This window comes from Cupriavidus sp. D39 (assembly GCF_026627925.1).
In the GTDB taxonomy this organism is placed as follows: domain Bacteria; phylum Pseudomonadota; class Gammaproteobacteria; order Burkholderiales; family Burkholderiaceae; genus Cupriavidus; species Cupriavidus ulmosensis.
Genome location: NZ_JAPNLE010000009.1, coordinates 1856603 through 1880226, shown reverse-complemented (window position 1 = coordinate 1880226; position 23624 = coordinate 1856603). Strand labels below are relative to the sequence as shown.

The 23624-nt window shown below is 66.6% G+C and carries 18 protein-coding genes and 5 pseudogenes; 15 read left to right on the top strand and 8 right to left on the bottom strand.

What is annotated here, in order from left to right:
- Positions 1–346 precede the first annotated feature (346 nt).
- The 4 genes and pseudogenes from OMK73_RS20655 to glpK all read right to left on the bottom strand — a co-directional run bounded on the left by OMK73_RS20655 (position 347) and on the right by glpK (position 4610).
- Entirely contained in the window at positions 347–733 is a 387-nt protein-coding gene (locus OMK73_RS20655; protein ID WP_043347745.1) for a hypothetical protein, read from the bottom strand.
- 109 nt (positions 734–842) lie between these two features.
- The gene (locus tag OMK73_RS20650; RefSeq protein ID WP_267603747.1) at positions 843–1241 is read right to left on the bottom strand and encodes an MliC family protein; all 399 of its coding nucleotides are present in this window, start codon (positions 1239–1241) and stop codon (positions 843–845) included.
- 127 nt (positions 1242–1368) lie between these two features.
- Positions 1369–2972, bottom strand: a pseudogene (locus OMK73_RS20645) (glycerol-3-phosphate dehydrogenase/oxidase).
- Between the two features lie 75 nt (positions 2973–3047).
- The gene (glpK, locus tag OMK73_RS20640) at positions 3048–4610 is read right to left on the bottom strand and encodes a glycerol kinase GlpK (RefSeq protein ID WP_267603746.1); all 1563 of its coding nucleotides are present in this window, start codon (positions 4608–4610) and stop codon (positions 3048–3050) included.
- A gap of 78 nt (positions 4611–4688) precedes the next feature.
- Between glpK and OMK73_RS20635 the strand changes: the two are divergent.
- Both OMK73_RS20635 and purU read left to right on the top strand, forming a co-directional pair.
- A pseudogene (locus tag OMK73_RS20635) lies at positions 4689–5548 on the top strand (DUF4743 domain-containing protein).
- Between the two features lie 29 nt (positions 5549–5577).
- Positions 5578–6444, top strand: coding sequence for a formyltetrahydrofolate deformylase (purU, locus tag OMK73_RS20630; protein WP_267603745.1), 867 nt, complete (start codon positions 5578–5580; stop codon positions 6442–6444).
- 91 nt (positions 6445–6535) lie between these two features.
- Here the strand turns inward: purU and OMK73_RS20625 are convergent, their stop codons facing one another.
- Positions 6536–7303 (bottom strand): DeoR/GlpR family DNA-binding transcription regulator, encoded by a 768-nt coding sequence (locus tag OMK73_RS20625; RefSeq protein WP_267603744.1) that lies wholly within the window; start codon positions 7301–7303, stop codon positions 6536–6538.
- Between the two features lie 156 nt (positions 7304–7459).
- Between OMK73_RS20625 and OMK73_RS20620 the strand changes: the two are divergent.
- The 8 genes and pseudogenes from OMK73_RS20620 to OMK73_RS20585 all read left to right on the top strand — a co-directional run bounded on the left by OMK73_RS20620 (position 7460) and on the right by OMK73_RS20585 (position 15220).
- Positions 7460–8565, top strand: a pseudogene (locus OMK73_RS20620) (ABC transporter ATP-binding protein).
- A gap of 1 nt (position 8566) precedes the next feature.
- The gene (locus OMK73_RS20615) at positions 8567–9673 is read left to right on the top strand and encodes an ABC transporter ATP-binding protein (RefSeq protein WP_267603743.1); all 1107 of its coding nucleotides are present in this window, start codon (positions 8567–8569) and stop codon (positions 9671–9673) included.
- Complete coding sequence (locus tag OMK73_RS20610; protein WP_043347729.1) at positions 9670–10563, top strand: carbohydrate ABC transporter permease; 894 nt, start codon at positions 9670–9672, stop codon at positions 10561–10563. Before OMK73_RS20615 ends, OMK73_RS20610 begins: the two co-directional genes overlap by 4 nt.
- A complete protein-coding gene (locus OMK73_RS20605; protein WP_267603742.1) occupies positions 10556–11389 on the top strand; it encodes a carbohydrate ABC transporter permease in 834 nt (277 codons plus the stop codon). The genes OMK73_RS20610 and OMK73_RS20605 overlap by 8 nt, the downstream gene beginning before the upstream one ends.
- Positions 11390–11401: 12 nt before the next feature.
- Positions 11402–11710: a DUF2160 domain-containing protein gene (locus tag OMK73_RS20600; protein WP_043347723.1), complete on the top strand. Its 309-nt coding sequence runs from the start codon at positions 11402–11404 to the stop codon at positions 11708–11710.
- Between the two features lie 155 nt (positions 11711–11865).
- Entirely contained in the window at positions 11866–13596 is a 1731-nt protein-coding gene (locus OMK73_RS20595; protein WP_267606449.1) for an ABC transporter substrate-binding protein, read from the top strand.
- Positions 13597–13928: 332 nt separating this feature from the next.
- Positions 13929–14519, top strand: coding sequence for a copper resistance protein CopQ (locus OMK73_RS20590; RefSeq protein ID WP_267603741.1), 591 nt, complete (start codon positions 13929–13931; stop codon positions 14517–14519).
- Positions 14520–14654: 135 nt separating this feature from the next.
- Positions 14655–15220: pseudogene (locus tag OMK73_RS20585) on the top strand (TetR/AcrR family transcriptional regulator).
- Between the two features lie 15 nt (positions 15221–15235).
- Here the strand turns inward: OMK73_RS20585 and OMK73_RS20580 are convergent.
- Positions 15236–16630, bottom strand: a complete 1395-nt coding sequence (locus OMK73_RS20580) for an APC family permease (RefSeq protein WP_267603740.1) — start codon at positions 16628–16630, stop codon at positions 15236–15238.
- Between the two features lie 127 nt (positions 16631–16757).
- Entirely contained in the window at positions 16758–17630 is an 873-nt protein-coding gene (locus OMK73_RS20575; RefSeq protein ID WP_267603739.1) for a LysR family transcriptional regulator, read from the bottom strand.
- A gap of 139 nt (positions 17631–17769) precedes the next feature.
- Here OMK73_RS20575 and OMK73_RS20570 point away from each other — a divergent pair, with 139 nt between their 5' ends.
- Both OMK73_RS20570 and waaC read left to right on the top strand, forming a co-directional pair.
- Positions 17770–18375 carry a cysteine hydrolase family protein gene (locus OMK73_RS20570; protein WP_267606448.1) on the top strand — a complete coding sequence of 202 codons (606 nt, stop codon included), beginning with the start codon at positions 17770–17772 and terminating at the stop codon, positions 18373–18375.
- Positions 18376–18573: 198 nt separating this feature from the next.
- Positions 18574–19572 (top strand): lipopolysaccharide heptosyltransferase I, encoded by a 999-nt coding sequence (waaC, locus tag OMK73_RS20565; protein ID WP_267603738.1) that lies wholly within the window; start codon positions 18574–18576, stop codon positions 19570–19572.
- Between the two features lie 57 nt (positions 19573–19629).
- Here waaC and OMK73_RS20560 read toward each other — a convergent pair.
- Positions 19630–20022, bottom strand: a pseudogene (locus OMK73_RS20560) (lecithin retinol acyltransferase family protein); the annotation flags it as partial.
- A gap of 432 nt (positions 20023–20454) precedes the next feature.
- Here OMK73_RS20560 and OMK73_RS20555 point away from each other — a divergent pair.
- The 3 genes from OMK73_RS20555 to OMK73_RS20545 all read left to right on the top strand — a co-directional run bounded on the left by OMK73_RS20555 (position 20455) and on the right by OMK73_RS20545 (position 23583).
- Complete coding sequence (locus OMK73_RS20555; RefSeq protein ID WP_267603737.1) at positions 20455–21069, top strand: TetR/AcrR family transcriptional regulator; 615 nt, start codon at positions 20455–20457, stop codon at positions 21067–21069.
- A gap of 65 nt (positions 21070–21134) precedes the next feature.
- Positions 21135–22370 (top strand): YbfB/YjiJ family MFS transporter, encoded by a 1236-nt coding sequence (locus OMK73_RS20550; protein ID WP_267603736.1) that lies wholly within the window; start codon positions 21135–21137, stop codon positions 22368–22370.
- Positions 22371–22461: 91 nt separating this feature from the next.
- On the top strand, positions 22462–23583 hold the full coding sequence (locus OMK73_RS20545; RefSeq protein ID WP_267603735.1) for an NADH:flavin oxidoreductase/NADH oxidase: 1122 nt from the start codon (positions 22462–22464) through the stop codon (positions 23581–23583).
- The last annotated feature ends 41 nt before the right edge of the window (positions 23584–23624 follow it).

Genomic DNA, 23624 nt, shown 5'->3' with positions numbered 1-23624 from the left:
CGAGGGCAAACGCTCAATGCACGAACAGCCAGATCAGCAGCAATACAAAGGCGGGGACACCGAGTAGCCAGGCGAGAATGTAGGGCATGATCTCCTTCCTTTCCTATCTGTTTTCCACGGTTCCACTATAGGTAGCGCGGATCTGGCGCGATGTCCGGCACGTTCCGCATGCGGTGTAGGAGGGGCTGACGAGCATGGAGAGGGGAGAAAATCGGGGCAGCGCGTCGGGGCAGCGCGGTTGCCCGCGGCGAGGCACGCCTGGGCGGATGGAACGGAGCGGCCGCGGGGACCGCTCCTGGGGACCACGGCCTGCGGCCGTCATCCCCCAGGGTGGAGCAAAGGGCGCTCAGTCCTCTTCGCCTTCTTCCGAGTCGAGGAAATCGCGGCGAAGCATCCAGTTTTCGATGGCTTCGTCGCAGATTTTCTTGAGTTTTTGCTTCTCCGGCACTTTGTCGAACAGCTCAAAGTTCACCAGCGCGATGCCGGCGTCGGAGATGTAGAACAGGCGGCCGGGCTCGTCATAATGCACGATGCGCCCGTCGATGCCGCTTTCCTCGCTGTCGACCGGCATGTCTTCCAGTTCGACCACCCGGCAGGTGAAGCGGGGCGCGCGGGTGTGGGTCAGATATTCAAATTCGTCATGCATGACCTCGCCGCCCTTGGGCGTAAAGATCGCGAAGCCCCAGATAAAGCGGGGCATCGGCAGATCGGACAGATCATCAATCTCGTCCATGGTGTTCTCCCTGATTCGATAACCCGCATTATCGCTCGGCCAGGGCGCAAGCACCAAAATGTTCTGGCGATGACCTGCTTGGGCGCTGCTTGGGCGCTGCCTGGGAGCCCTATTTCGCGGCGTGGCAGTTGGCGTAGGCCGGCGGCGCGCTCTCGCCCTTGGTCAGGTCCTGCAGCATGCCTTCGTCGCCCTTGGTGATCCACAGATAGGCGCCATGCGCATAGCGGGCGCCCGAGCCGGTCAGCACGCTGGCAAAGAGCAACGGCTTGCCGTCCAGCCGCAGGATGGCGATCTGGTTGTCGGTGCTATTGAAATAGCGCGCCGTGAGCTGCTTGCCGTCGTCGCACTGGTAGCGCACGGTACGGGGCGGGTCGAAGCGCACGCCGTCGATGCCGGCCTTGGCCATGGCGGGGGCGGCGGCCAGGCCGATGGCGGCGGCGATGGTGCAGGTGGTGACGCGCGTTGTGGCGCGGGTAGCGGTGTGAAGCAGGGGCGAACGAAGAGGCATGTGGTTTCCTTGGTAGCCAGCTCGGTAGCTAGCTCGGTCGCTAGACGCTGATGAGGCAGACCCGGTCATGACGCCGTATTCCCCACGGGACGCGCGGCCGGGTGGCATCCCTGCCGCGTGCCGCCCCTCAGGCCAGCATATAGCCGCTTGCCAGCTCCCGGAAGCTGGCTATCTCGGCCGCTTGCCAGGCGGCGTCGTGGCCGTGCTCCTCGGCCAGAATCTCGGCCACCCGGGGTGCTGCCGCGCAGGCGGCGCTGGCTTCCAGGAACAGCGCGCGATTGCGGCGTGCCAGCACGTCCTCGACCCGCCGTGCCAGTTCGAAACGCGCGGCAAAGCGCACATGGGCAGCAGTCAGCCCGGCGCCGGGCACCAGCATTTCCTCGTTGCCGGGCAGCGCGTGCAGCATGCCGACCTCGTTGCCGTAGTAACGGTCCGGCGAGCCGCTGGCGGGCGCAGTCAGTTTCGCGGGCAAGCCTTGCGCGCCGTGCAATGGCAGTTGCGCGGTCACGCAGGGCGCGGCCGGCAGCATCTGGCGCTGGATGGCCGTGCCCACCACGTCCTCGGCCATCTTGCGGTAGGTGGTCCACTTGCCGCCGGTGACGGTGATCAGGCCGGCTTTGGACACCAGGATGGTGTGCTCGCGCGAGAGCGAGGCGGTGGAGGCTTCGCCGGTGGCCTTGACCAGCGGGCGCAGGCCGGCCCAGACGCTGGTCACGTCGGCGCGGGTTGGCGCGCGCGAGAGGTAGCGTGTGGCGGTCTCCAGGATGAAATCAACATCGTCGGCGCCGGCGCGCGGCTCCAGCGGCAGGTCCTTGCGCGGCGTATCGGTGGTGCCGATGATGGTGTGGCCGTTCCAGGGGACGACGAAGAGCACGCGGCCATCGTCGGTCTTGGGGATCAGGATGGCACGGTCGCCGGGCAGGAAGCTGCGCGGCAAGGTCAGGTGCACGCCCTGGCTGGGAGCCACCATGCTGCGCGCCTGGCCGTCTTCCATCTGGCGCACGGCATCGACCCACACGCCGGTGGCGTTGATCACGCAGGACGCCTTCAGGTCGAAGCTGGCGTCGCCCAGCACGTCCTTCACGGTGACGCCGTCGATCACGCCGTTGCGCTGCGACAGCCCGCTCACGCGCAGGTAGTTGATGGCCGTGCCGCCCACGTCGAACAGCGTGCGCATCAGCGCGATGGCCAGGCGGGCGTCATCGAACTGCCCGTCGAAATACAGGTTGCCGCCGCGCAGGGCCGCCCGCCCACGTGCTCGGCCAGGGTCGGTGCCGCCGCCAGCGTTTCGCGGTGGTTGAGCCAGCGGCTGCCGGACAGGTTGAGCCCGCCGGCCAGCATGTCGTAAAGCTTCAGGCCGATGCCGTAGAAGGGCTGGTCGAACAGCTGGTAGGCCGGCACCACGAAACCGAGCGGCCACACCAGGTGCGGCGCGTTGCGGGCCAGCAGGCCGCGCTCATGCAGCGCCTCGCGCACCAGGCCGATATTGCCCTGCGCGAGGTAGCGCACGCCGCCGTGGACCAGCTTGGTGGCCTTGCTGGAGGTGCCCTTGGCGAAGTCGGCGGCTTCCACCAGCAGCGTGCGGTAGCCGCGCGAGGCGGCGTCCACCGCCGTGCCCAGGCCGGTGGCGCCGCCGCCGATGACGATGACATCCCACTTCGGCTCGCGCTCGAGGGTGGCGAGCAGGGTGGCGCGGTCGGGCGGCAGGATGGGAGTGTGCAGTGTCTGCATGATTCCTTGTTTGATGCGAATGCGTGTCGCGGTGATGCTGATACGTATGTGGCGCGTGCGGTGGTCAGCCCGCGCTCAGTTTGCCGAATGCGGTGGCGCGCCGTCCTCCCGCGCCCAGTCGCGTGCGCGCTCTACCGCGCGATGCCAGCGCCAGAGCCGGTATTCGCGCGCATCGGCCGACAGGTTGGGCTCGAAGCGATGCTCCACCTGCCACTGGCTGGCGATCTCGTCCTCGCCGCTCCAGTAGCCGGTGGCCAGTCCCGCCAGGTAGGCGGCGCCAAGCGCGGTGGTCTCGGTCACGCGCGGGCGGACCACGGCCGTGCCGAGCAGATCGGCCTGCATCTGCATCAGCAGGTCGCTGCGCGACGCGCCGCCGTCCACGCGCAGCTCGGCCAGCGAGATGCCGGCGTCCTTTTGCATGGCGTCCAGCACGTCCACGCTCTGCAGCGCGATCGACTCCAGCGCGGCGCGCGCAATGTGCGGGCGTCCGGTGCCGCGTGTGAGGCCGACCAGCGTGCCGCGCGCGAACGGGTCCCAGTGCGGCGCGCCCAGGCCGGCAAAGGCCGGCACCAGCACCACGCCTTCGGTATCGTCGCACTGGCGCGCCAGCGGCTCCACCTCGGGCGCGCTGTTGATGATCTGCAGCCCGTCGCGCAGCCACTGGATGGTGGCGCCGCCCATGAACACGCCGCCTTCCAGGCAATATTGCGTGCGGCTGGCGGCAGTCGTGGCGCCGCCCAGTTGCCAGCCAATGGTGGTGAGCAGGCGATTATGCGAAGTGACCGGCTGCGATCCCGTGTTCATCAGCAGGAAGCAGCCCGTGCCGTAGGTGTTCTTGGCCATGCCCGGCGACAGGCAGGCCTGCCCGTAGGTGGCGGCCTGCTGGTCGCCGGCGATGCCCGCAATCGGGATCTGGGCGCCAAACAGCCGCAGCGCCGTGCGCGCCACCTCGCCGCTGGAGGGCACCACCTCGGGCAGCAAGCTGCGTGGGATGTCCAGCAGGTCGAGCAGGGCATCGTCCCACTGGAAGGTGTGGATGTTGAACAGCATCGTGCGCGACGCGTTGGAGACATCGGTGACGTGGCGCTTGCCGTCCGTCAACTGCCAGATCAGCCAGCTGTCGACCGTGCCGAACGCCAGCTCGCCACGCGCCGCGCGTTCGCGCGCGCCCTCGGTGTTGTCCAGCATCCAGCGCAGCTTGGTGCCGGAGAAGTAGGCGTCGATGATCAGGCCGGTCTTGTCGCGGAACAGCTCGCCGTGGCCGTCGGCCTGCAGCGCCTCGCACATCGGCGCGGTGCGGCGATCCTGCCAGACCAGCGCGCGGCCGATGGGCTCGCCGGTCTGGCGGTCCCACAGCACGGTGGTCTCGCGCTGGTTGGTGATGCCGATGGCGCTCACCTGGCTGGCCGCGACGCCGGCGTCGTTCAGCACGGCGTGCGCCACCGCCAGCTGCGACTGCCAGATCTCGTAGGGATCGTGCTCGACATGGCCGGGGTGCGGGTAATATTGGCGAAATTCGCGCTGCGCGACCTGTGCCACGTTGCCGGCGTGATCGAACAGGATCGCGCGCGAGCTGCTGGTGCCCTGGTCGAGCGCCAGCACGAATTGCGGCAGGCCCGAAGGCTGATTTTGCTTCATGCGTCTTGTCCTGGATTGACTGCTTTTACCATTGCATTAACCATTGCAGGCGTGCCTTGCCGGCCGCCAGGATCCTTCATGTCCGATACCTTGCCCGCCAGCCAGAACCCCGTCGTGTCCCGCGTTGCCGCTTCGCTTGCGGCGCGCAGCCGTTTCGATGCCGGCGCGCATTTGCGCCTGACTGTGGAAGGCCGCCAGGTGGGCTGGCTGCCGCGCGTGCATGCGCGCATCCTGCGCGCGCAGGACGCGGTGCCGGCCGTGCTGGGCGAGCCGCGCGATGGCAGCGTGGCGCTGCTGCCGGACTGTGGCGATGCCCCGCTCGCAGCGCCGCGCTGAAGGTGCTGGCGCACTGGCTGGCGGATGCCGGCCATGTGCGCGGCTGGCGCGACGAGCTGTTCGCCGTCACGCCGGAACTCGCGGCGCCGGCCTTCGCGGTGATCGAGCGCGCGGCGGCGCGCTTTCTCGGGCTGCTGACCTTTGCCTCGCACATGAACGGCGTCATTGCCGGCGATCGCGCGCTGTGGATTTCGCGGCGCAGCGCCGCCAAGGCGGTCGACCCCGGCATGTGGGACAACCTGGTAGCCGGCGGCATGCCGCACGGCAGCGATCCGCTCGCCACGCTGGTGCGCGAGTGCGACGAGGAGTCAGGCATTGCGCCCGAACTGGCGCAGCGCGCCGAAGCCCATGGCGTGATCGAAGTGCTGCGTGAAATCCCCGAGGGCGTGCAGTGGGAGGCCGTGTACGTGTACGACCTGTTGCTGCCGCCGGATTTCGTGCCGCATAACCGCGACGGGGAGGTGGCCGAGCACCGGCGTATCGAGCCGGAGGCATTGCTTGCTATCATGGCGGATGGCGCCATGACGGTCGACGCGACCCTGGTGACGCTGGATGCGCTCAACCGCCGCGGCTGGAGCGCCCCCGGCAGCCCCCGCCCTTGATCGGCGCGCACTAGACACAACCACACACGATGAGCAATACCGGATTCATTCTCACCATTTCCTGCCCGGACCAGCCGGGCATCGTCCACGCCGTCTCGGGCCTGCTGTTCCAGCACGGCTGCAATATCGTCGACTCCGACCAGTTCGGCGATGAATTCACCGGCCGCTTTTTCATGCGGGTGCATTTCACGCCGGCCGCCGGCGGCCCGGACCTGGCCACGCTGAAGACCGCCTTCGCGCCGATCGGCGATCAGTTCGCCATGCAGTGGGACCTGTTCGATGCCAGCGTCAAGCCGCGCGTGATGATCATGGTGTCGAAGATCGGCCATTGCCTGAACGACCTGCTGTTCCGCGCCAAGGCCAGCGGCCTGCCGGTGGAGATCGCCGCCATCGTGTCGAACCACCGCGATTTCTACCAGCTCGCCGCGTCGTACGATATCCCATTCTTCCACCTGCCGATGATGAACGCCTCGGCCGAGCAGAAGGCCGCGCAGGAGAACAAGGTGTTCGAGATCGTGCGCGAGCAGAACATCGACCTGGTGGTGCTGGCGCGCTACATGCAGGTGCTGTCCGACGACCTGTGCCGCAAGCTGGCCGGCCGCGCCATCAATATCCATCACTCGTTCCTGCCCAGCTTCAAGGGCGCCAAGCCCTACTACCAGGCGCATGACCGCGGCGTGAAGCTGATCGGCGCCACCGCCCACTACGTGACGGCTGCGCTGGACGAAGGCCCGATCATCGAGCAGGAAATCGAGCGCGTGGATCACAGCATGGACCCCGAGCAGCTCACCGCGGTGGGGCGCGACGTGGAATGCGTGGCGCTGGCGCGTGCCGTCAAATGGCATGCCGAGCACCGCATCCTGCTCAACGGCCACAAGACCGTCGTTTTCAAGTAATCCCGCAAGCAAGCCCTCCACCCGGTGCCCGGCGCCAGTCGCGCCGGCACCGCCTCGCCCGCAGGGGAGCCGGCGCCGTGGCTGGCCGCTCTCAGGCCTGCGCGACCACACAGCGCACTCCACTTTCTTCCAGCATGCTCTCGAACGGCGGCTTCAGCGGCTGGTCGGTAAAGAGCCGGTCGATCTCCGAGACGTGCGCCAGTTCCACCATGGCCTGCCGGTTGAACTTGCTGGCGTCCGCCGCCAGCCAGACTTCGCGCGAATGCTCGATGATGGTCCGCGCTACCTTCACTTCGCGAAAGTCGTAGTCGCGCAGCGTGCCGTCGGCCTCGATGCCCGAGATGCCGATCAGGCCGATATCCACCTTGAACTGGCTGATGAACTCCACCGTGGCCTCGCCCACGATGCCGCGGTCGCGCGAGCGCAGCACGCCGCCGGCGACGATCACTTCGCAATCGGGGTTGTCGGCCAGGATGCTCGCCACGTTCAGGTTGTTGGTGATCACGCGCAGGCCGCGGTGATGCATCAGCTCGCGCGCGATTTCCTCGACCGTGGTGCCGATATTCAGGATCAACGAGCAACCCTCGGGCACGGCGCTGGCCACCGCCCGCGCAATGCGGGCCTTGCCCTCGGCATTGAGCCCTTGGCGCTGGCGATAGGCGATGTTCTCCACCGTGGAGCCCTCCACCCGCACGCCACCGTGAAAGCGCGCCAGCATGCCGCCTTTAGCCAGCAGGTTGACGTCCCGGCGTACGGTCTGCAGGGTCACCCCGAACTTGCGCGCAAGTTCGTCGATGGAAGCGAAGCCCTGGCTGCGAACCTCTTCCAGCAGGGCGGTCTGGCGTGGATTTAGCGTCATACCCGCATTCTAGTTCAAACACAAACGAAAACAAATGATGCAGTGCACGATTGTTTTCTGTTCGTTTTTGTTCTAAAACGAGCGGGAAGCAAAGATTTGTGCGTTTGCATCATTGTTGTAAATGTGATGTATGTGGCATTCGAAATCGGAGACTCGATGCAGCTCAGATTGGAAGGCATCGCCCAGCAAGCAGGCTCGCAGGCGTATCTATATCCCATGTCGCTGACACCCGTGCCGGGCGCGGTGACCATCCTGCTAGGTGCCACCCAGGCTGGCAAGACCTCGCTGATGCGGGTCATGGCGGGACTGGACCGGCCCAGTGCCGGCCGGGTCGAGGTGGACGGTATCGACGTGACCGGCATGCCGGTGCGCGAGCGCAACGTCTCGATGGTCTACCAGCAGTTCATCAACTACCCGTCGATGACCGTCTTCGACAATATTGCTTCGCCGCTCAAGCTGCGGCGCTCCAAGGATATCGATGGACAGGTGAGGGCGCTGGCCACCCGCCTGCATATCGAGCACCTGCTCGACCGCGTTCCCGCCGAGCTCTCCGGCGGGCAGCAGCAGCGCGTGGCGCTGGCGCGCGCGCTGGCCAAGGGCGCGCCGCTGATGCTCCTCGACGAGCCCCTGGTCAACCTGGACTACAAGCTGCGCGAAGAGCTGCGCGAGGAACTGACCCAGCTTTTCGCGCATGGCAATGCCACCGTGATCTATGCCACCACGGAGCCGGCCGAGGCCCTGTTGCTGGGCGGCTACACCGCGGTGCTGGACGCCGGCGAGCTGCTGCAGTACGGGCCCACGCCGGAGGTCTTTCACTATCCCGCCTCGCTGCGCGTGGCGCGTGCCTTCAGCGATCCCCCCATGAACCTGATGGCCGGCAACCTGCTGGCCGGCGCGGTCACGCTGCCGGGCGGCATCGTCGTGCCCTTGCCCGGGGCAGGGGGCACGGCGGCACGGTTACGGTCGGGGTGCGGGCCGGTGCGTTGCGCCTGGACGCCGCGCCCGGCTCCGTGCCGGTGGCGGGCCGGGTGGCGCTGGCCGAGCTGTCCGGGTCGGACACCTTCGTGCATATGGACTCCCCGGTCGGCAACCTGGTGGCGCAGTTTCCGGGGGTGGTCGACCTGGAACTGGGCGCGCCGCTCACCCTGCACCTGGATCCCGCGCAGCTCTACCTGTTCGACGCCGCCGGCATGCGCATCCATGCGCCCAGCCGGCCGCTCAGGATCGCCTCCGCACCCGCCACTGCCGAGCTGGGAGCCTGAGATGACACGCATCGACCTCGACCTGTCCCATTCGTACCGGCCCGATCCGCAAGCCGACGAGGACTACGCGCTGCTGCCGCTGAAGTTCACGTTCAATGACGGCGGCGCCTACGCCTTGCTCGGGCCCTCCGGCTGCGGCAAGACCACCTTGCTCAATTGCATTTCCGGCTTGCAGCGGCCATCGCACGGCACCGTCTCCTTCGATGGCCGCGACGTGACCGCGGCCACGCCGCAGGCGCGCAACATCGCCCAGGTGTTCCAGTTCCCGGTGATCTACGACACCATGACGGTGGGCGAGAACCTGGCCTTCCCCTTGCGCAACCGCGGCGTGCCCGCGGCCCAGGTGAAGGAGCGCGTGGGCCGCGTGGCCGAGATGCTGGACCTGTCCGCGTCGCTGGACCGCCGCGCCAGCGGCCTGGCGGCCGATGCCAAGCAGAAGATCTCGCTCGGGCGCGGGCTGGTGCGCCAGGACGTATCGGCCATCCTGTTCGACGAGCCGCTCACGGTGATCGATCCGCACCTGAAATGGCAGTTGCGCCGCAAGCTCAAGGAGATTCACCACGAGTTCCGGCTGACGCTGATCTACGTCACGCATGACCAGACCGAGGCACTCACCTTTGCCGACCAGGTGGTGGTGATGTCGCGCGGCAAGGCGGTACAGGTGGGGCCGGCCGATGCGCTGTTCGAGCGCCCGGCGCATACCTTCGTCGGCAACTTCATTGGCTCGCCGGGCATGAACTTCCTGGCGGGAACATGGCGCGATGGCGCTATCGAAATTGCCGGGCGGCGCTATATGCCCGAGTTCGCGCCCACGGTCGCCACGGCCTTGCAGGCGGCCGGCAGCTTCAAGGTCGGCGTGCGCCCCGAGTACCTGCGCCTGGCCGCGAGCACCGATCCGCAGGCCGTGCCCGCGCGCGTTGAGCGCGCGCAGGACATCGGCACCTACTGGCTGGTCACCGCCACCGTGCAGGATGCCAGCGGCCAGGCGGCCACCGTGCGCGGCCGGCTCGGCAACGAGGGCGCGGCGCTGCAGGCGGGCGAGACCGTGTGGCTGTCCGTGTTCAACCGTCATACCTGTTACTACGTCAACGAGGAGCTGGTGGCATGAGCACGCTGAAGCCCGTCAACCAGAAGGCCTGGCTGCTGGTCATCCCGGTGGTCCTGTGCGTGGCGTTCTCCGCCATCCTGCCGCTGATGACCATCGTCAATTACTCCGTGCAGGACATCATCTCGCCTGAGCGGCGCGTGTTCGTCGGCACCGAATGGTTCCGCACCGTGCTGCGCGATGGCGAGCTGCACGACGCGCTGCTGCGCCAGCTCGGCTTCTCGCTGGCGGTGCTGGCAGTGGAGATCCCGCTTGGCATCCTGCTGGCGCTGTCGATGCCGGCCAAGGGGGTGAAGGCGTCGGCGGTGCTGGTGGTGATCGCGCTGTCGTTGCTGATTCCATGGAACGTGGTCGGCACGATCTGGCAGATCTTCGGGCGCACCGACATCGGCTTGCTGGGCGCAGCGCTTGCCGGCATGGGCTTTGCCTACAACTACACCGGCAGCGCGGTGGACGCGTGGTTCACGGTGCTGGTGATGGACGTGTGGCACTGGACGCCGCTGGTGGCGCTGCTGTGCTACGCCGGCCTGCGCGCGATTCCCGACGCGTACTACCAGGCCGCGCAGATCGACGGCGCCTCGCGGCTGGCGGTGTTCCGCTACATCCAGCTGCCCAAGCTGCGCGGCGTGCTGATGATCGCCGTGCTGCTGCGCTTCATGGACAGCTTCATGATCTACACCGAGCCGTTCGTGCTGACCGGCGGCGGGCCCGGCAACGCCACCACGTTCCTGTCGCAATACCTCACGCAGAAGGCCGTGGGCCAGTTCGACCTGGGCCCGGCCGCGGCATTCTCGATCGTCTACTTCCTGATCATCCTGCTCATGTGTTTCATCCTCTACAACTGGATGCAGCGCGCGGGCACCGCCGGCAGCGAGGACATGCCCAATGCGTGAAGCCAAACGTGAAGCCAAGCAAAGCACCACCTACTGGCGCGCGGTGTTCCTGGTGGTGTACCTGATCTTCGCCATCCTGCCGATCTACTGGATGCTGAACATGTCGTTCAAGTCCAACGAGGAGATCGTTTCCACGCTGTCGCTGTGGCCAAACGATGTCACGCTGGAGCACTACAAGACCATCTTCACTGATCCGTCCTGGTACTCGGGCTACATCAACTCGATGGTCTACGTGGCGATGAACACGGTGATCTCCATCACGGTGGCGCTGCCCGCGGCCTATGCCTTCTCGCGCTACCGGTTCATCGGCGACAAGCACGTCTTCTTCTGGCTGCTGACCAACCGCATGACGCCGCCGGCGGTGTTCCTGCTGCCGTTCTTCCAGCTCTATACCACCATGGGCCTGATGGACACGCATCTTGGCGTGGCGCTGGCGCACCTGGTGTTCAACGTGCCGCTGGCGGTGTGGATCCTGGAGGGCTTCATGTCCGGCGTGCCGCGCGAGATCGACGAGACGGCTTATGTGGATGGTTACTCCTTCCCGCGCTTCTTCATCACCATCTTCCTGCCGCTGATCAAGGCTGGCGTGGGCGTGGCCGCTTTCTTCTGCTTCATGTTCAGCTGGGTGGAGCTGTTGCTGGCGCGCACACTGACCTCGGTCAACGCCAAGCCGATCGTTGCCACCATGACGCGCACGGTGTCGGCCTCCGGCATGGACTGGGGCGTGCTGGCCGCGGCCGGCGTGCTCACCATCGTGCCCGGCGGCATCGTGATCTGGTTTGTCCGGCACTACATCGCGAAAGGCTTCGCGATGGGCCGCGTGTAAGGAGAGGATGCCATGTTCAGCTGGATGGTATGGACCACCCCGGTGGCCGTGTTCTTCATCAGCGTCGCGGTGATGCTGGTTGGCATGACGATGTGGGAGACGCGCGCCCCCACCATGGAGCGCAAGGGCTTCCTGCCCATCGCCACCACCCGCGGCGACCGCCTGTTCATCGGCCTGATGTGCGCAGCCTGGATCAACCTGGCGTGGGTGGGCCTGGGCGAGAAGATGATGGCGTGGTTCTCCCTGGCGGAGGAGCCTTCGATCTGGATCAGCCTGGTGCTCTCGATGCTTGCGCTGGGCCTGGTGATGCGCAAGGGCTGAGCCGCGCGGGTCGCGCACCCTGATCCGACAAGACCGACAAGAATAAAGCGACGGATTTTTCGTCAATGGGCATAGCGGCCTGCACCTTCCCCGGACCGCGACCCAGACAAAGAGCAGGGAGGGGGATTTTCGAGGAGACGTTCATGAAGGTGCACGTGAAATTGGGCATGACGGCGCTGGCCTGCGCGGCGGCGCTTGCCTGCGGCCACGCCGCTTGGGCAGGCGAGGCCGAGGCCAAGAAGTGGGTCGACAGCGAGTTCCAGCCGTCGTCGCTCTCCAAGGACAAGCAGCTCGCAGAAATGAAGTGGTTCATGGACGCTGCCGCCAAGCTCAAGGCGAGGGGCGTGACGCAGATCAGCGTGGTCTCGGAGACCATCACGACCCACGAGTACGAATCCAAGACGCTGGCCAAGGCCTTCGAGGAAATCACCGGCATCCAGGTCAAGCACGACATCATCCAGGAAGGCGATGTGGTGGAGAAGCTGCAGACCTCGATGCAGTCCGGCAAGTCGATCTATGACGGCTGGATCTCCGACTCCGACCTGATCGGCACGCACTACCGCTATGGCGCCATCCTGCCGCTGTCCGACTACATGAGCGGAGCCGGCAAGGAGTGGACCAATCCCGGGCTGGATGTGAAGGACTTCATCGGCACCAAGTTCACCACCGCGCCGGACGGCAAGCTCTACCAGTTGCCCGACCAGCAGTTCGCCAACCTGTACTGGTTCCGTGCCGACTGGTTCGCACGCAAGGACCTGCAGGACAAGTTCAAGGCCAAGTACGGCTATGACCTGGGCGTGCCCACCAACTGGTCGGCCTACGAGGACATTGCCAACTTCTTCTCCAACGACGTCAAGGATCTCGACGGCAAGAAGGTCTACGGCCACATGGACTACGGCAAGAAGGATCCGTCGCTCGGCTGGCGCTTTACCGACGCTTGGCTGTCGATGGCCGGGTCGGCCGACAAGGGCCTGCCGAATGGCATGCCGGTCGACGAATGGGGCATCCGTGTTGGCGCTGACAAGTGCACGCCGGAAGGTGCATCGGTCTCGCGCGGCGGCGCCACCAACAGCCCGGCCGCGGTCTATGCGCTCACCAAGTACATCGACTGGATGAAGAAGTACGCGCCGCCGCAAGCCATGGGCATGACCTTCTCCGAAGCCGGCCCGGTGCCGGCGCAAGGGCAGGTGGCGCAGCAGATCTTCTGGTACACGGCCTTCACCGCCGACATGACCAAGAAGGGCCTGCCGGTGGTCAACGCGGACGGCACGCCGAAATGGCGCATGGCGCCGTCGCCTTATGGCCCGTACTGGAAGCCGGGCATGCAGAACGGCTACCAGGACGTGGGGTCCTGGACCTTCTTCAAGAACACCGATCCCAACCGCCTCGCGGCAGCCTGGCTCTACGCGCAGTTCGTGACGTCCAAGACGGTATCGCTGAAGAAGTCGCTCACCGGCCTGACCTTCATCCGCGACAGCGACATCCATCACGAGTACCTCACCAAGAATGCCGCGCAGTATGGCGGCCTGATCGAGTTCTATCGCAGCCCGGCACGGGTGGCGTGGACGCCCACCGGTACCAACGTGCCCGACTATCCCAAGCTGGCCCAGTTGTGGTGGAAGAACGTGGCGACCGCTGTGACCGGCGAGAAGACGCCGCAGTCCGCGATGGACAACCTGGCCGAGGAAATGGACCAGGTGATGGGGCGGCTGCAGCGCGCCGGCATGACAAACTGCGCGCCCAAGCTGAACGCCAAGAGCGATCCCGCCAAATGGCTGTCGGATGAGCATGCGCCATGGAAGAAGCTGGCCAACGAGAAGCCGAAGGGCGAGACCATCGCCTACGAGAAGCTCTTGCAAGCGTGGAAGGAAGGGAAGGTGCGGTAAGCGTCCCCTTGCAGCGGTGAAAAACGGTGGCCCTGTGCCGCCGTTTTTCTTTTGCCGTGTGTGATGCCCCGTAGACATCAAAGATTTTCTGAAAATCTCCTTGACTGTCTATCTACCAGTAGATAATATTCACGACATGGAAGCCACTGCTCCGCCCCAGCAAGGAAAGCTGAAGCAGGAAAGAGGATCCAGCGCAGCACCCGGGGAATCCCCGTTTTTTTGGCCAGCTTATCTATCTACTAGTAGATAACAAACAAGAAGAACGAAGGTTCCAAAGCGTACCGATTCGATTCCGCCCAAGCGCGGGTCCTCAAATGCAAATGGAGAACATCATGACCTCGAACCTCTTCGCCAAGACCCTCATCACCGCCGCCGCCCTTGCTGCTGCCTTTGTGGCCGGCACGGCCCAGGCCTCGGGCCCCAAGGACAGCACTTTTTCCAGTGACAAGTACGGCTACGAGTTCCGCACCACCACCCGTGACGCCTTCACCGACGGTGCCCGCACCGGCAAGTTCGACCCGTTCACCGAAGGTGCGCGCGTTGGCAAGGCCGACCCGTACACGGACGGTGCCCGCATCGTGGCTGGCCTGGACCGCAGCGGCGTCTCGGCCTCGCCGTCGCGTTCCGTTGATCAGTTCACCGATGGCGCCCGTGCCGGCAAGTTCGACCCGTACACCGATGGCGCCCGTATCGTCGCCGGCCTGGATCGTACCGGCGTGTCGGCCAGCCCGGCGCGCAGCGTGGATGCCTACACGGATGGTGCACGTACTGGCAAGTTCGACCCGTACACCGATGGCGCCCGTATCGTCGCCGGCCTGGATCGTACCGGCGTGTCGGCCAGCCCGGCCCGTAGCGTGGACGCCTATACCGATGGTGCACGTACCGGCAAGTTCGATGTGTTCACCGAAGGCGCCAACGCCTGAGCTACGCGAGATGCCGAACACGCGGCGAATCAATCTTTAATCCGATGAATGCGGTGACGCACGCAAAGAGCCGGTAACGCCGGCTCTTTGCCATTGCCGCGGTTTCGAGGGCCCGCCGAAAGGCGGAGGAATGCCATGACTACCCAATCCGTACGCGATCAACTGCTGGAGCACACCCTGGTGCTGGTGCGGCAGCGGGGCTTCAATGGATTCAGCTACCGGGACCTTGCCGAGCGGGTAGGGGTCAAGACCTCCAGCATCCACTACCACTTCCCTCCAAGGAGGACCTGGTGCAGGCGGCGGTGACGGAGTACAGCGCCCGCAGCTCGGCGCGCGTGCGCGACATCGACACCAGCCTGCCGGTGGACGAGCAGGCTCGCGCCTACCTGGCGCCCTGGCTGGCCACCGCGGGCGGCGACGCCATTTGCCTGGTGGGTATGCTGTCCACGGAAGCTGCGTTCCTGCCGGAATCGGTGCACCGCATCCTCAAGGATTTCTACCGCCTGAACGAGACCTGGCTCACTCGCCTGCTGGAAACCGCGCAGGCCGTGCAGCACAAGGCCTTGCCGATCCCACCGCAGGCGCTGGCGCAAGCGGTGTTTGGCGCGCTGCAAAGCGGGCTGGTGGTGGCGCGGCTGTTCGGCGCGCCGCAGCGTATCGAGGCCGCGGCGGACTTGTTGACGGCATCCGTGACCGCCTAGGCGGCCCCAGGCATGTCACGGGCCCGGTGCCCTGAGCGCCCCGCGCGCGGCGTGCAGCCGGCGTCGGTTGATCCACAGCGGCACCACGCCAACCGCGATGCCGCCCAGCGCTACCACCCGCGTGGCCAGGTCGAAGCTGGGGATGCTGTACAGCCCGATGAACCACAGGAACGCAGCGCTGCAAGCGGGCCAAAGTACTAGCAGCAACAGCCTGCCGGGTGTCCGGGCGGCTTCGCGCCAGCAGTGCCAGGCACAGGCGAAGCCGGCCAGCCCGTAGTAGAACGCCACCTGGAAGCCGATGGCATTGACCGAGTCCTGGATGATCTGGCCCACGCTGTTGAAGTACGCGGACAGCGCCAGCAGCAGCAAGCCAAACGATGCGATGACCGCGGTGGCTACCCACGGCGTGCGCCAGGTGCGGTGCAGTTCGGCATAGCGCGGGTGCAGCAGGCCATCGCGGCCTTTGGCGTAGAGCGTGCGGGTGAACTGCAGGATCGAGGTCTCCAGTGTGCCAACGGTGCTGAGCATGACGGCCAGCACGGCCAGGTAGTCCCACGGCCGCGGAAACAGCCGCGCGGCAAGCGCAAACACCACGTTGGTGCCGGCGCTGCGGATCTCCTGGTCGCTCAGCACAGCCTGGCTGGCGATGACGAAGGTCATGAAGAGTGCCAGCACGATGACCATCGCCATCAATGCCCCGCGCCCGGGCGCATGCGCCGGATCGCGCGTTTCCTCGGTCAGGTTCGCCGTCACGTCCCAGCCCCAGAAGAAGAACAGCGCAACCAGCGCCCCATTGGCAAACAGCTGCGGCGAAAAGCTGAATGGCGACAGCATGGCCAGCGAGAGCGGGTGGGCAAGCGGCAGCGGCGCGCGCAGCAGGGCAGCGAGCACAATCGCTGCCAGCACCCCGACTTCGAGCAGCGTCATCGCCACCTGGGTGTAGCTGGTCAGCTTGATCCCCTTGACCACGACGACGCTCACCGCCAGCAGCCAGCCTGCGGCGACCAGCGTCACCACGGGCGGTCGCTCCGCCAGCGCCGGATCGATCAGGAGCAGGGTGGCGGTGGCGGCCGGAATAGTGCCGGACACCATGAATACCGCCGACGCCACCAGCAGCGTCCAGCCCGCGAAGAAGCCAAGCACCGGATGGAAGATCTCGGAGACCCAGGTGTAGCAGGCGCCAGCGCTGGGCTGCAGCCGGTTCAGTTGCTGGTAGGACAGCGTCACGCCGAACATGATCAGGCCGCAGTACAGCAGGCTGGCCGGCGCCAGGCCACCCACCGTCGCGACCAGGGTGGCGGTGGTGGCCGCCAGGCTGAAGGCGGGCGCCGTGCCCGCCACGCCCATGACGACGGATTCGCCCAGCCCGAGCGCGCCTGCGTCCAGCTTTGCCGGTGAATCCCGATCCATGGTGAAGCTCCCCGTGCCATCGGCGGCCGGTGGCGGCCTGCCGACAGCACCGTGCGCGAGCCCGTGGGGCGGGCATGCTTCAGGCAACTATACTGCCTGCCTCTGCGTTTTCAACAGGTTCCGTGGCTCACGGGCATTGCCGCAATTCCCCGGCCAGCCAGTCGATCACGGGCCGGAACCGGGAAGCGCCGCGAAACTCCTGCGGATAAGCCAGCCAGATCTCGCGTACCACCTCCGGCACCTCGCGCACCAGCGCGAGCCGGGAATCGTCCCGCGCCAGGTAGTGCGGCAGCAGGCCGATGCCCAGGCCGCTGCGAATCGCCTCGCGCACGGCCAGCAGGTTGTTCGACTGGAACCCCGTGCGCGCTGCCAGTGTGCGCGTCCATTCGGATTCCGGCAGCGCCAGGCCTTCGTCCAGCAGCCCGCACAATGGCGCGGCGGCGAGATCCTGCTCTCGCCACGGGCCGGCGTCGGCCGGCCGTACCGGCGCATACAGGCCAAAGCCCATGCTGCCCGCGCGCTGCGCGATGGCGTCGCTTTCCTGCGGCCGCGCCAGCCGCACCGCGATGTGGGCGCGGCGCCGCGCCAGGCTGGCGATGCGGTTGTCCGTTTCCAGCCTGACCTCAAGTTGCGGGTGCGCGCGATAGAGCCCGAACATGCGTGGTGTCAGGAAGTGGCTGCCGAGCGCCGCGGTGCAGGCGATGCTGACCACGCCGGAGACACCGCTGCCGGCATCCTCCACTTCGCGCAGCAAGCGCTGCGCCGAACTCTCCATCTGCTGCGCCGCGGCGAGCGCCGAGCGGCCGGCTGCCGAGAGCGCGAACGCGCCATTGGTGCGGGTTGCCACGGGCTTGCCAAGGGCTGTCTCCAGCCGCCGGATGCGGCGGATCGCGGTGGCGTGCGTGACCTCCAGCTCGCGGGCGCAGGCCGAATAGTTGCCGGTGCGGATCAGCGTGGACAGGGTCAGCAGGTCGTCCCAGTGGAGTGAACGTTTTTGCACAATGGATGTGAGCCAGTTGAGAATTGGCGAACAGCATAGCGCGGCTTATCATCGCTTGCATGGTAGTCGCCCTCGTGGCGCCTGCCCACGAATCCCGGAGCCGTTTCCAATACCTGACGCACAAGCAAAAGGAGCCATGATGGCCACACCCTTTACCCTGCTCGACCTTGCCGGCGCCAGCCGCCTTCCTTCGGCGTGGGAGGCCGCTACGCTGGTGCTGATCGACCACCAGCGCGAGTATGTTGACGGCAAGCTCCCGCTGGTGGGCATGCCCGGTGCCATCGCGGCCTGCGGCGAGCTCCTGGCGCTGGCGCGCCGCCACGGCAGCCCGGTGGTGCACGTGGTGCATCACGGGCGGGCCGGCAGCGGCGGCGCCTTCGATCCCGAGGGCCCCTATGCGGCCATCATCGAAGGGCTGGAGCCGCTTGGCGGCGAGCATACCGTGGTCAAGGGCCTGCCCAACAGCTTCGCCGGCACCACGCTGGCCGCCATGCTGGACAAGCTTGGGCGCAAGGAATTGATCGTGGCGGGCTTCCAGACGCATATGTGCATCAGCGCCACGGTGCGCTCGGCGCTCGATCATGGTTATCGCAGCACGGTGGTGGCATCGGCCTGCGCCACGCGCGACCTGCCTGACCCGCTGGGCGGGGCGCCGCTCTCGGCGGCGGAGATCCACCGTAACTCCCTGGCGGCGCTGCATGACCGCTTCGCCACCGTGGTGGCTAGCGCTGCCGCCTGGGCCTGAGTTGGCCGCAGAGGGCCTGATTGGCCCTGACGGGAGGCGGCGGGCAGCGGATGTAGCTGGCTGGCGCCGGGTGCTGCGCGAACCCCATGCCAGACTGCCGCCGGGCTTGCAAATTGGTGCGCCGCCCATGGGGCTGGTGCATACTACGGCCTCGCTGCCAGCCGGCGAGACCCGTCCGCAACCCGATTTTCCATTTCCATGAAACGCATTCTCCTCATCAAGATCACCTCGCTGGGCGATATGGTGCACACGCTGCCGTTGGTGTCCGACCTGCGGCGCGCCTATCCCGAGGCCAAGATCGACTGGGTGGCCGATGCGTCGTGTGCCGATATTCCGCGCTGGGCCGTGGGCGTGGATCGCGTGATCGCGCCGCCGCTGCGCGGTTTCAAGAAATCCCGCAGCTGGGCCGACCTGCGTGCCATCTTTGGCGCGCTGTGGGCATTGCGCCGCGAGAAGTACGATGTGGTGGTGGACGTGCACGGCGTATACAAGAGCGCCATCGTGGCCTGGCTGGCGCGCTCCAGCCGGCGCCTGGGCTACGCCGCCGAGTACCTTGGCGAGGCGCGTGCCGTGTTCGCCTACACGCAGATCTTCGGGCCGCATGGCGACGCTACCGCGCGCCACAAGATGCGCATGGTGGTGGCCAACGCGCTCGGCTATCCGCTGGATCCCGTCGAGCATTACGCGCTGCGCGTGCCCGCGCCCGCCGCGCCGCTCAACGTCGATGGCGTGCCGCGCGCGATGCTGTTTCACGCGACCTCCGTCGAGGCCAAGAAATGGCCCGCGCAGCGCTGGATCTCGGTCGGCCGCACGCTCACCGAGAGCGGCTACAAGATCCAGTTGCCCTGGGGCTCGCCCTCCGAGCGCGAGCAATCCGAAGCCTTGGCAGCGGAGATTCCCGGCGCCGAAGTCTTGCCGCGCATGACCATCACCGAATGCGCGCAGCGCGTGGACGCCGCCGCGCTGGTCGTTGGCACCGATACCGGCTTCGTGCACCTGGCCGATGCGCTGGGCAAGCCGTCTGTGATGCTGTTCACAGTCACCGACAGCGAGCATTTCGGCATCAACACCCCGGGGCAGTCCGTCTCCGTGGGCGCCCGCGGCGTGGTACCTGAGATCGCGGACGTGCTCGCCGCGATCGATCTGGTCACCGGTGGCCGGTCCAGGCCGCAATTGGCGTCCGCCAGCCTGGGCTGAGCGTCGCCTGCCCCCTGCCACCTGCGCGTTGCGCCACCACATCGCCACAAAGCCCCCAAGCAGGCGCAGCGCACGCCACGGATGCTCAAGACAGCCTTGGACTTGTTCGCTGCGGCTCTCTCCATACAGGCACCACGCGCAGAAATGCTCGCAGTTGTTGGTCAGCAGGCGATAGCGGTTTTCGCCCAGGCGTGAGCGGGCACGGCTGACCGCCTCCTCGCCAACAGCGGGCGTTAGCGGGACCGCCTTGACCTCGATGACATGGCCGGCGGCGAACAGGGCCATCCCCAGTTCTTCCACCGGACCGCGCTGCCAGCCGCGCGACAGCCCGGCATAGTGCATCACCCTCCCGTTGCCCACGTAGATGCCATGGTGGCTGTAGCCACGACGCGGCGTGACGAGATGTGCGCCAAGCGGCGGCTCCTGCCTGCCTTCCCCGCTCCGTTCCATTGCCTGCCCCAGATGTCGCTGCCTGCCCGGCCATGCGCTGTTACTGCATGCGGCATGGCCAGTGCTGCGGTGGCGTGACAGGACCTGCGCGGGCGGGGAGGGAATGCCCGCGCGACGCGAGAAGGTGCGGCGAACGCTGCCCGGAATGATCAAGTCGCACATGGCGTTTGATCAAATGATCCAAGCGCGCTTGGAAAAGGCGGAAGGCCCAGGGGTTGAGCGCGCACCATGTGGAGTGTGCTGCGCTTTGCCTGCCGCCCCCGGGCCCAGGGACATGATCATTTGATGAAAACACCCTCCGATCCGGTTCGCTCGCGGCTCACCCTCGCATTTCATCTTGCGTTCTGTATCGTCCGATATATAATCTGTTTTGTATCGTGTGATACAGAATATATCCGCCCCACCCAACGAGTCAGGCAAGCCGGAGCAACCATGGCGCGACCACGCGAATTCAATGAACAGCAGGTGCTGGAGGCCGCGGGAGACGCGTTCTGGGCCAATGGCTTCGAGGCCACATCCACCCGGGATCTCGTCAAATGCACGGGTCTAACCCAGCCCAGCCTGTATAACGCCTTCGGCGACAAGCGCGGCTTGTTCCTGCGCGCGCTGGAGCACTACCTCGAGCACACCTTGCGTGAGCGCATCACCCGGCTGGAGTCCTCGCAATCGCCCGGCCACGCGATTACGGCATTCTTTGGCGAGATCATCGAGCGCTCGGTCGCGGACGTACGGCACCGCGGCTGCATGCTGGTCAATGCCGCCGTGGAGTCCACACCCGGCGACGAAGCCTGCCGGAAAGGCATCGCCGACGAACTCACACAGATCCAGAACTTTTTCCAGCGCTGCATGCAAGCGGGGCAGGCGAGCGGCGAGATCCCCGTGATATTGCCGGCGGCGGACGCGGCCGCGCATCTGCTAGCGGTGTTGCTCGGCGTGCGGGTCCTGGCCCGGGTCCGCCCGGAACGCGCGCTGCTGACGGGGCCCGTCGCGCCGGCGCTAAGCCTGCTTGGCCTGCCGCAGTTGCCCGACGGGCCACGCTCGGCATGAGCCCGCACAAGCACAAGCACACAAATACCAACACAAATACCACACCGAATCCGCAGGAATGCATCATGTCCGAGCACACCGCAACGCTCCCCGGTCCCACGGCATCCACACTCGATGCCCGCGCCTTGTACGCCACCCTTGCCGGCCTGTGCGCAAGCCTGGTCGCCATCGGCCTGGCGCGCTTCGCCTACACGCCGTTGATCCCGCCGCTGATCCACGCGCACTGGTTCACGTCATCGCAGGCGGTGACGCTGGGCGCCGCAAACTTTGCCGGCTACCTCGCCGGCGCGCTGCTTGGCCGTCCGATCGCCACGGCGCTGTCGAACCGTAACGCGCTGCGCCTGTTGATGGTGATCGCCTCCGCCGCGTTCTTCGCCTGCGCGTATCCGCTGTCGGTGAGCTGGTTCTTTGTCTGGCGCTTTGCCTCCGGCGTGTCCGGCGGCGCCATCATGGTGCTGGTAGCCACCACGATCCTGCCGCATATCCCGGCCGCCCGGCGCGGCTTTGCCAGCGGCATGATCTTCCTGGGGCTCGGGCTGGGCATTGCTGCCTCCGGCACCATCATTCCCAGGTTGTTGCAACTGGGCTTGAAGGACACGTGGATTGGCCTGGGCGTGTTCGCGGCCATGCTCACCGCGGTGAGCTGGTTTGGCTGGCCGGGCGGGGCACCGGCGGCGCCGGCAGTGCCAGCGTCCAGCGTGAATGCGCGGCCGGCCAAGCGCGAGGACACCGCCATGCGCGTGTTGTACGGCCAGTACGCCGCGAACGCGCTGGGCCTGGTGCCCGCCATGGTGCTGCTGGTCGACTATGTGGCGCGCGGCCTCGGCCGGGGCGCAGAGATCGGCGCCGGCTACTGGGTCCTGTATGGTGTCGCGGCCATCGCCGGCCCCCTGGTGTGCGGCAACGTGGCCGACCGTATTGGCTTTGGCCCGGCCTATCGCCTCGCGTTGCTGATGCAGGCAATTGCCGTGGGTACGCTTGCCTTGTCGGGCAACCCGATCCTGGTCGGCGTCGCCACCGTGGTCCTGGGCCTGTTTACGCCCGGCATCGTGCCGCTCGTGCTTGGGCGCATCCACGAGATGGTGCCGCACGACCATGCCGAGCAGCGCGCCGCGTGGAGCCGCGCCACCACGGCCTTCGCGCTGTTCCAGGCGCTTGGCGGCTACGGCTACTCGTACCTGTTCACGCTGTCCCACAACAACTACGCGCTGATCTTCCTGTGCGGCGCCACGGCGCTGGGCCTGGCGTTGATTGCCGATCTCGTCACCCGGCGCGCGCCGCTCGCGGTGGCTGCGCACTGAAATGGCGCGACGACGCAAAAAACCAGGCGTTCTAGAATGCAAAGCCATGCATGCCGCAAGCCGGCGCCACAGACAGCAAGGAGTCTCCCCCATGAGTGAAAGTCAGTTATTCCAACCCTTTTCGATTGGCAATCTTCGGCTGGAAAACCGCATCGTGATCGCGCCCATGTGCCAGTACTCGGCCGAGGAAGGCTCGGCGGCGGACTGGCACATGATCCACCTCGGCCAGCTCGCGTTGTCCGGCGCCGCGATGCTGATCATCGAGGCGTCGGCCGTGTCGCCGGAAGGGCGCATCACGCCGGGAGATCTCGGCCTGTACTCGGATGCGAACGAGGCAGCGCTCGGCAAGGTGATCAAGGCAGTCAGGGCGCATTCGCCGATTGCGCTGGCGATACAGCTGGCGCATGCCGGGCGCAAGGCATCGAGCCACGCCCCGTGGGAGGGCGGCAGCCAGATCCGGCCGGACCAGCCGCTGGGCTGGAAGACGTTGGCGCCATCCGCCGTGCCGCATGCCGAGGGCGAGGACGCGCCGATGGCGCTGGACCGCGCGGGCATGGACCGCGTGCGGGACGATTTCGTGGCCGCGGCCATCCGCGCGGCACGCCTCGGGCTCGATGGCATCGAGCTCCACATGGCGCATGGCTACCTGCTGCATCAGTTCCTGTCGCCGCTGGCGAACAAGCGCGATGACGAATACGGCGGCAGCCTGGAGAACCGCATGCGGTTTCCCATCGAGGTGTTCGACGCCGTGCGCGCGGCATTTCCCGCGGACAAGCCGGTCTGGGCCCGCATCTCGGCCACCGACTGGGTGCCCGGCGGATGGGATATCGAAGGCACGATCGCGCTGTCGAACGCGCTCAAGGCACGTGGCTGCGCGGCCATCCATGTGACCACCGGCGGCGTTTCGCCGGCGCAGGCGATCAAGCTGGGTCCGGGCTACCAGGTGCCTTACGCGCAGCGGGTCAAGGCAGAGGTGGGCTTGCCGACCATCGCTGTGGGGCTTATCACCGAGCCGGAGCAGGCGGAAGCCATCATTGCCAACGGCGAAGCCGATGCGGTGTCGCTGGCGCGCGCCATGCTCTACGATCCGCGCTGGCCGTGGCATGCGGCGGCCAAGCTTGGCGCGCAGGTGCATGCGCCGAAGCAATACTGGCGCTCGCAGCCGCGCGAGTACAAGGACCTGTTCATCGATGCCAGTTTCGGGCAGCGCTAGGGCGCGCTAGAAGCAATCGGCGTCCGGTTCCCGCTCGGGAA

Bases quoted from the DNA above. Each gene is read 5' to 3' on its own strand.
- OMK73_RS20590 (WP_267603741.1), top strand. From the start codon at position 13,929: ATGACCTCGAACCTCTTCGCCAAGACCCTCATCACCGCCGCCGCCCTT.
- OMK73_RS20615 (WP_267603743.1), top strand. From the start codon at position 8,567: ATGACACGCATCGACCTCGACCTGTCCCATTCGTACCGGCCCGATCCG.
- glpK (WP_267603746.1), bottom strand. From the start codon at position 4,610: ATGAAGCAAAATCAGCCTTCGGGCCTGCCGCAATTCGTGCTGGCGCTC.
- OMK73_RS20580 (WP_267603740.1), bottom strand. From the start codon at position 16,630: ATGGATCGGGATTCACCGGCAAAGCTGGACGCAGGCGCGCTCGGGCTG.
- OMK73_RS20570 (WP_267606448.1), top strand. From the start codon at position 17,770: ATGGCCACACCCTTTACCCTGCTCGACCTTGCCGGCGCCAGCCGCCTT.
- OMK73_RS20625 (WP_267603744.1), bottom strand. From the start codon at position 7,303: ATGACGCTAAATCCACGCCAGACCGCCCTGCTGGAAGAGGTTCGCAGC.
- OMK73_RS20650 (WP_267603747.1), bottom strand. From the start codon at position 1,241: ATGCCTCTTCGTTCGCCCCTGCTTCACACCGCTACCCGCGCCACAACG.
- OMK73_RS20600 (WP_043347723.1), top strand. From the start codon at position 11,402: ATGTTCAGCTGGATGGTATGGACCACCCCGGTGGCCGTGTTCTTCATC.
- OMK73_RS20545 (WP_267603735.1), top strand. From the start codon at position 22,462: ATGAGTGAAAGTCAGTTATTCCAACCCTTTTCGATTGGCAATCTTCGG.
- OMK73_RS20550 (WP_267603736.1), top strand. From the start codon at position 21,135: ATGTCCGAGCACACCGCAACGCTCCCCGGTCCCACGGCATCCACACTC.
- OMK73_RS20605 (WP_267603742.1), top strand. From the start codon at position 10,556: ATGCGTGAAGCCAAACGTGAAGCCAAGCAAAGCACCACCTACTGGCGC.
- purU (WP_267603745.1), top strand. From the start codon at position 5,578: ATGAGCAATACCGGATTCATTCTCACCATTTCCTGCCCGGACCAGCCG.
- OMK73_RS20655 (WP_043347745.1), bottom strand. From the start codon at position 733: ATGGACGAGATTGATGATCTGTCCGATCTGCCGATGCCCCGCTTTATC.
- OMK73_RS20555 (WP_267603737.1), top strand. From the start codon at position 20,455: ATGGCGCGACCACGCGAATTCAATGAACAGCAGGTGCTGGAGGCCGCG.
- OMK73_RS20610 (WP_043347729.1), top strand. From the start codon at position 9,670: ATGAGCACGCTGAAGCCCGTCAACCAGAAGGCCTGGCTGCTGGTCATC.
- waaC (WP_267603738.1), top strand. From the start codon at position 18,574: ATGAAACGCATTCTCCTCATCAAGATCACCTCGCTGGGCGATATGGTG.